This is a genomic window from Nostoc sp. (assembly GCF_036917455.1).
In the GTDB taxonomy this organism is placed as follows: domain Bacteria; phylum Cyanobacteriota; class Cyanobacteriia; order Cyanobacteriales; family Nostocaceae; genus Nostoc.
Genome location: NZ_JBALDK010000104.1, coordinates 36,917 through 43,480, shown reverse-complemented (window position 1 = coordinate 43,480; position 6,564 = coordinate 36,917). Strand labels below are relative to the sequence as shown.

Annotated in this window: 5 protein-coding genes and 1 pseudogene; 4 read left to right on the top strand and 2 right to left on the bottom strand. The window is 37.4% G+C overall.

Annotated features, from left to right (window positions below):
- The first annotated feature begins 222 nt into the window (after positions 1-222).
- The 4 genes and pseudogenes from V7K42_RS11865 to V7K42_RS11850 all read left to right on the top strand — a co-directional run bounded on the left by V7K42_RS11865 (position 223) and on the right by V7K42_RS11850 (position 2,218).
- Positions 223-603, top strand: a complete 381-nt coding sequence (locus V7K42_RS11865; protein WP_334916354.1) for a helix-turn-helix domain-containing protein — start codon at positions 223-225, stop codon at positions 601-603.
- A gap of 200 nt (positions 604-803) precedes the next feature.
- Positions 804-1,160, top strand: a complete 357-nt coding sequence (locus V7K42_RS11860) for a transposase family protein (RefSeq protein ID WP_334916361.1) — start codon at positions 804-806, stop codon at positions 1,158-1,160.
- 248 nt (positions 1,161-1,408) lie between these two features.
- Positions 1,409-1,836, top strand: a pseudogene (locus V7K42_RS11855) (ISLre2 family transposase); the annotation flags it as partial.
- A gap of 196 nt (positions 1,837-2,032) precedes the next feature.
- The gene (locus V7K42_RS11850) at positions 2,033-2,218 is read left to right on the top strand and encodes a hypothetical protein (RefSeq protein WP_334916352.1); all 186 of its coding nucleotides are present in this window, start codon (positions 2,033-2,035) and stop codon (positions 2,216-2,218) included.
- A gap of 132 nt (positions 2,219-2,350) precedes the next feature.
- Here V7K42_RS11850 and V7K42_RS11845 read toward each other — a convergent pair whose 3' ends face one another.
- A complete protein-coding gene (locus V7K42_RS11845; RefSeq protein WP_334916350.1) occupies positions 2,351-4,042 on the bottom strand; it encodes a M3 family oligoendopeptidase in 1,692 nt (563 codons plus the stop codon).
- Positions 4,043-4,454: 412 nt separating this feature from the next.
- Positions 4,455-5,537, bottom strand: coding sequence for a response regulator (locus V7K42_RS11840; RefSeq protein WP_334916348.1), 1,083 nt, complete (start codon positions 5,535-5,537; stop codon positions 4,455-4,457).
- Between the last annotated feature and the right edge of the window lie 1,027 nt (positions 5,538-6,564).

Sequence of the window (6,564 nt, the reverse complement as noted above, 5' to 3'; positions counted from 1 at the left end):
TCGCTCTCTGTGATTTCAATCCTAAAAGGGCGGCTCATGGTTATTTTAATTTATCGAGTTTGTTTTCTCCATTATATGCAGCTTCATATAAAATTTGTATAATGCCTTCAAATCCCTAGCAACAACTTCCATTGCCGCAATACCCTCAACTTCAATAGACATCTCCAAAATAGTAGTATTTCGTGGTAGAAGAACATTATAATAAGTTTTTGATATAAAAAGATGAGTAACATACTGAAGTATGTTGAAGATAATCCTAAAGAAACACAGAGGTTAATTGGTCTGGAGTATGAACAGTTACAACAGTTAATCCAAAATGCGGAACGGTTACATCATGAAAAACAGATATTGTTAGAATCCAAAAAAGTTAGAATTATTGCTGGTGGGGGAGGTCGTAAACCAAAATTATCTATGATTGAACAAATAATTTTAACTTTGGTCTATCTGCGACACATGACAACCTTTCAACTTCTGGGCATCCAGTTTGGAGTAAGTGAGTCTACAGCCAATGATACGTTTAATTATTGGTTGCCAAACTTACGAGAATTGCTACCATCTAGCTTGCTTGAACAAGTAAAAAAAACGCTTCTGACTATGAAATAGTAAAAGAAATACTCACAGATTATGAATTAATAGTAGATAGCTATGAGCAAGTCAGAGAGAGACTTGGAGAGAATAATGAGCAGAAGAAATATTTTTCAGGGAAGAAAAGTAATCACACATTTAAAAGTCAAATGATTATCTTACCTGATGGTAGTGATATTGTTGATGCTGTGACAGGTTAGCCGGGTCAAAAAAGTGATATAACAATATTTAGAGAATATCGCTCGGAGTTTGAATCTCAACAAAGATTTAAGGGAGATAAAGCATATGTTGGAGAAGATTTAATTACAACTCCAATTAAAAAACCAAAAAATAGAGAATTAACACCTAAACAAAAAGAAGATAATAAAGCCTTCTCATCTAAACGAATTTTTGTTGAACATCGAATTCGTTCAGTCAAAATATTTCGAGTTTTCCAAGAGAGATTTAGGTTAAATCCCCACAAATATGAACAAGTGATTTTGACGATTTGTGGATTAGTAAGATTACGAATTAAAGCGTTAATATTACCATTAAAAATATCGCCCATATCATCAGGTTTAAATTACCGCATATAACTAAATATTTTTGCCTAATTATTAACAGCAAATATCTCAAAGTATTATTTTATTGTACAGACTAGCTATTTTAGGATGATTGCATTTACGGACTATAGCCTAGCCACACAAAGGCTTTGAGTATTTTCGGAGATGTCTGGTGAAGATTTTGAGAGAGATCTTACCAGCTTCTCAAATGGAAGAGGTAGAAAAAGATAGTCATAAATATCAAGAACTATGTAAAATTCTTTGTGAGCATGAATTGATTTAGGGTTAAAACTAATCGTAGAGGCTTTACAGGAGAATGGATTGAGCCTAAGCTATTAACTATTTACGTAGTGAATGAGCAAGATAAAAAAATTAAAACATCAGATATTCCTATCACAAATTATGGGACTTATGAGGGATATCAAGGGTTTTTAGAAATATTAGAGATGTATTTGTTCCGTTTGGGAATTAGTCATATAACAAAGTTGCATCTTTAAAACTCCCTCTTGGTAGTGGTGCGGTTGAAAGTTTAATTCGTCAAGTCGTTAATTTACGTATGAAAGGTAATAGTAAATTCTGGTTAAAAAATAATGCAGAAATTATGTTGCATCAACGCTCGCAATGGATAGCTGGAAGTTGGGATAATTTTAGCAATTCTATTTTTAATTTGTTTATCAAACCCAAAATCCTTGATGAATTTTATACTTAAATTCCTTATTTAAGTGATTTTATAGTGTAATTGATACTAATTATCAAAGAATGATTGCAGATATTTTTGGAAATAATCGTCAAATGACCTGCTAGTAATCTTTTTGAGATATCTTATCAAGATGAATTCTCCTGTGATACAGGATTTTTGGATGTAAATAAAATCACTCTGTACCTAGATATCATTTTTAGCGTAGGTGCAGCCCGCCGAAGGCATCGCACCTTTTTGCCTGACCTCACCAAATCGCGTTGCTCCCTTACAGATGTTTGCCAACAAAAAATTGCGCTCGCTCAGATATTCGGCGTTGCTGAATCATGGGATGATTTCGCCCGATGTTGAACGAATTATTAATAGACCTCTTGCAAAAGTCCCAGATGCGTGAGATAAGTAGGTTAGATTTGGGTAGCATTTATGACCTATGAACAAGCAAAGAGCCTAAAGTCAGAAGACTTTAAATGCTTGTGTGGTGTACGCCCAGAGACTTTTATAAGTACGTAAAGTATTCTGAGGTCAATCAGCCAGCCTTCAAAGTCTGACGCACTTTTTCAACGACTTGAGAAAGTGCGCCAGCTTCAAAGGGAGAAATAAGATTTGCCGATCGCACTAATTCTCGAAAAGAGGCAGAACCCCCGCGATCGCATAATGCAATATACTCCCCCAACGCCTGCGAATAATTTTCTTCTGCTTTCACCCAAAACTGTAACGCGCAACACCCTGCCAAGGTGTAATCAATGTAATAAAACGGCGAACAGTAAATGTGTTGTTTGTCTTGCCAGAGTCCGCCTTTATTGAGGTAGTTCAAATCTCCATATTTACGCCAAGGCAGATAACGAGCTTCCATTTGTTGCCACATTTGATGTTGTTCTTGCGGGGTTGCTTCTGGATTTGCATATACCAAATGCTGAAAATGATCCACTGCTACACCATAAGGTAGAAATAGGATCGACCAGGTTAGATGCTGCCTCCGAAATCGATCGGCTTGATCCCCGAAAAACTTTTCCATCTGCGAATAGGTAAGAAATTCCAAGCTCATGGAGTGAATTTCACACGATTCTTGAGTGGGCCATAAGTAATCTAAAACTGGCAAATTGTTACTTCGCCACATTTGAAAAGCATGACCGATTTCGTGAACCAACACCTGCACATCGTTTTTTGTGCCATTGAAATTTGCGAACACGTAGGGAGCATCATAGTTTGGGAAGCTTGTGCAAAATCCGCCTCCTGCCTTTCCAGGACGGTTTTGCAAATCCAGTAAATGCCGCTCAACCATCATGCTAAAAAAACTACCCAGCGATGGATTCATGGCATCAAACATTTCTTGCGCCCTTTGTAGCATCCACTCACAATCGCCAATTGGAGCCGGACTACCTTCTGCATCAAAGACAGATTCATCCCAGAAATATATGGTGTCTAGATTGAGCCGTTTTGCCTGTTGCTGAATTAGCTCCATCGCTAAGGGAACGACCTCTTGCACGACTTGTTCCCGATAGCGTTCGACATCGGTTTGATTGTAATCCACCCTTCGCATTCGACGATATCCTAGCGCAATGTAGTTTTCATCGCCCAACTTTTTTGCCATGCGATCGCGCAGTTTCACCAATCGATCAAACAGTCGATCGAAGCGGTCTTGATTCTGCTCAAAAAACTGCCAGCGACACTGTTCTGCCTGGTGGCGAATATCTCGCTCTTTACTTTGGAGATAGGGTTGCAAACCCGATAAATTTATCTGCTGACCCTGAAATTCTAGCTTTGCCGAGGCGATCAGTTCGGTGTACTCATTGGTGAGTTTGGATTCTTCGATTAAATCGGCTGCGATCGCACTTTCAAAAGTCGTGATGTCGGCTTCCCACACCAAAAAGGCTTGCCGTCCTAAACTTTGTTCTAACTCGGTGCGATCGGGGCTGTGAATCAGTTGCCGTTTTAGGTCTACTTCAAGGGCAGTCAGGGATGGTGAAAGTTCGCTGCAATAGTCCAAGGCAGTTTTGTACTCTGGGTTTTGCGTATCTTGGTGAAAGTGCAGTTGCGTGAGTTCCTTCCACGTACTGAGTCTGCGTCGTAAGGCATCCCACTGTTGAAAGACAACCTTTCGTGGCTCAGAGGTTTGAGCCTGGTTAAACTGCATCTGGATAGCTTGGTATTCGGCAGTTACCGTTAAAAGCGTTGGAGTTTCTGCTGTGATGTCGGCAAAATCTACTGGAACTTGCATCAATCATTTCCCTCAGCGATCAAACATTTAGCGATCGGGCGAGTTCTAAAAAGTTTTTATTTCGGGAAATCGCCAACTTTTATTTTTCTAAAAAGATTTTAAGATATTAACAATAAAATTGCTTGTAATGGTAGCTAGGACTTACGCAAAAACTCTCTGAAACTCTTATTTCTCCGTGTCCTCTGCGCCCTCTGTGGTTCGTTTTTTCATGATTTTGCGTAAGTCATAATTAGCATGAGACTGCTATTTGTTACTACTGACTACAATTATTATTTTTAGTTTGATAAAACGAAAATTGGTTTCATTAAATCAGACAATGATTTATAACGATAAAAATTAGCAATTTAGGTAATACTAAACCTGAGACATACAAAAAAATATATAGATAAAATGGATTTATTATATTAAAAAATCAAATAATATGTTTAAAGATTACTTTTAGTAAATCTCCTTGTGTGAAAGGCTTAGTTAAATAGCCAGTAGCTCTAACCATCTTAGCTTTAGCTCTATCTATCAATCCTACTTTTTCTGACACCATAATCACAGGTGTCTTTTTAAAATGTGAGTGTTTACGCAGCAAAGAACAGAGTTCATATCCATCTAAATTAGGCATTGAAATATCCAACAAAATTATGTCGGGTTTTGTATGAACAATTTGCATTAAAGCTTTTAGAGAATCGGTGACTCCCACAACAGAAAAGGTTTGCTCATCTAAATAACTTTTAATAGCATTCAATACTGTAGGACTGTAATCAATACAAAAAATAGTGTATATTTTTTTGTCAGCAGGTGGTTGAACGATTCGCTGACCCCTATGTTCATTAGTATTAACAGAGTAGGCTGAAGGTTTATAGCCGTTTGTTCTAGACCAGTTTGATGTACTTTTGTTTTTAGGTTTTAGCTCATTTATTTTGAACAGTTCTGAGGGGTGCGATTGAGAAGATGGGGATGTCTGACGATAAGCCACTTCGCTTCGGGGCATTTGACACCGTTCAACTAGTAAGCGGAGATTTAAATGACAAAATTTTGGCATGTCATCCAGAAAGCTTTCAGGAATAAATTCATAACTTCCCTCTTCTAAGTTGAGAAATGACTCCAGAACTTCTAGTGCCAATTGTTCTATCAGTATTGCTGCTTGAGAGGGACTAATATATCTCTGATTAACTAACCAGCAAATAGCCAGATAATCTGGATTCGGTATTGCCTGATTTTCAATCCCAGTTTCAAATATTGCCCGTAATTGTTCGTGAATTTCAAGAGGGAGAGTAGAAATTTGCTGACTCAAGCGTTGCAAATTTCTGTAAAGCGGCTCAAACATTTTCTCTGAATAGCAGGCATAAATGAGCTTACCCTCATCTACATATATTGACCAAGAGCCTGATGTGCTAAACACCTGCAAACAACCAGTAACCGACTTACCAGTGATTTTTTTCAACAAAGATAAAGGCTGGAGCTTTTGAAAAAATCTGTATCTACTAATTGGAAGTGTCTTCATTGAGATAGTTCTGGAATAAAATTAACATTTGCAGGCAAAATTAGTGAATTACCTTTTCGGAATTCACTGCGACTTTGTTGGAAACACTATCAAATAAATATAGCGGTCACATTTGACTTAGTACAGAGATTCCACACCCCCCAACTCTTAATTAACCAATCTCTGTTAAGCTAGAAAGCACGAATTACAATTAAACCAATTCATATTATTGCCCAATAGCAAAATAGCCCGACTGGTTGCCAGGATATAGTATTTCAAAAATTAGATTGGTTTTCTGTATCTTTTGCTAATCTAGCCAATCTAACAGTAACTCAAGTGCAACAGACAGACCATTGGCTCTCGCCCATCAGTCACAAAAGCATCCTTGTTATCCGTATTTAATAGCCTAAAATTGTAGATGCTTTGCTTCTCTTGCAAAAGTTTTTTTGCCCTTTATCTTAAAATCGGGAGCAATCAAAATCTCTGGTGATGTGGATAAAAAGGCTTATCCATAAAGGCTTTCAATGATTTACTTAGTGCTATTTTTATATCCGTAACGAGAGTTATGGGCTACTTTTAGTGGAGGTTTATGTTTGAGGTAAACTTCATCCAAAGAAAAAGTATTATTAAAAACTAAGCATTCAAAAAGCTCAATGTCTTACTGAGGTTTATGGGTGTAGAGCAGCTCTTAGTGTTGGGATTAAGCAAAATTATTATTTGCACAACAAGAATGATAAATCTCCGACCAAGGATGAGTTAGCTGATAATTGCCGCCATAATGGTGTGTGGTGAGATGCACAGGCGACCGATTCAGCAGAAGGGAATCTCTTCATAAGTACTGGAAACGGGTTGTTGTGTGGGGCTAAATAGTCACTCTGTACAATTTGGAGTGACAAATTCAAGAATTTACAGCGAAGTTCTTGATTGGTAGTACATACCTGCAAAATAGCTATTTTTAGCTAAATGGTAGATAACAAGTAACGTACTCACTAAAATTCAGATTACTATAATTTTCAAAAAAAGTTAGCAGCAATATATAAACTTCATG